The sequence below is a fragment of the Halorubrum sp. Atlit-28R genome, assembly GCF_003665955.1.
In the GTDB taxonomy this organism is placed as follows: domain Archaea; phylum Halobacteriota; class Halobacteria; order Halobacteriales; family Haloferacaceae; genus Halorubrum; species Halorubrum tropicale.
Genome location: NZ_QPLS01000089.1, coordinates 1 through 623, shown reverse-complemented (window position 1 = coordinate 623; position 623 = coordinate 1). Strand labels below are relative to the sequence as shown.

2 protein-coding genes are annotated in these 623 nt (G+C 57.0%); one reads left to right on the top strand and one right to left on the bottom strand.

Going from position 1 to position 623, the window contains the following annotated elements; all coding sequences use genetic code 11:
* Positions 1-80: 80 nt before the first annotated feature.
* Entirely contained in the window at positions 81-338 is a 258-nt protein-coding gene (locus DVK06_RS16930; protein WP_121601128.1) for a hypothetical protein, read from the bottom strand.
* Positions 339-478: 140 nt separating this feature from the next.
* Between DVK06_RS16930 and DVK06_RS19640 the strand changes: the two genes are divergently transcribed.
* Positions 479-623, top strand: a 145-nt coding sequence (locus DVK06_RS19640) for a DNA cytosine methyltransferase (protein WP_147438157.1), incomplete at its 3' end; no start/stop codon positions are given.

The following is a 623-nucleotide window of genomic DNA, read 5'->3' as shown; positions in this document are numbered from 1 at the left end:
GAGCAGTTATAGAGCGGTATAAGAGACCACCAGTAACCTTACTGATTACCGTCTAATCTGAGGTAGATATTCTCGTAGGGCTACTTCTCGATATACTCCCAGTTCAGGGTCTCGGGGTCCACACGCACCACGCCTACCGTCGTCGTTTCGTCGATCCCTCTGACATCGATCTGATCCCGAACATGCGACTCCACGGAGATTGCTTCAAGTCGCCACTCCTGCGTATCCAGCTCTAGGGGAATATTGTCCTCAGACACGACGTTCACCGATCGAAGTGTTCCGTACTTCTCTGGCGTGACCTCCACTTCGACCGGGATTTCGACGAGGTCACCGCTCATACGTCCACTTCACCGCCCCGCGACATGAAATTTGCTCAGGGAGATCCGGCTCCGTGACGGGCCTCTTTCGGACAAGTTGCCTCTCAAACGGTTCTCCCAGTACCAACGATTAAATACGGTTGAGCGGCACTCTCCGATAGATGAGTCAGCAAGACCTGACCTACGTCGATCTGTTCGCGGGAGCGGGCGGACTCTCCGCCGGCCTCGAACGCGCTGGCTTCGAGCTCGTCCACGCCGTCGAGGTCGACGACGACGCCCGCGCCTCGTTCGCGAACAATCGCGAGG

Coding starts and splice junctions, on each gene's coding strand:
- DVK06_RS16930 (WP_121601128.1), bottom strand. CDS start 338: ATGAGCGGTGACCTCGTCGAAATCCCGGTCGAAGTGGAGGTCACGCCA.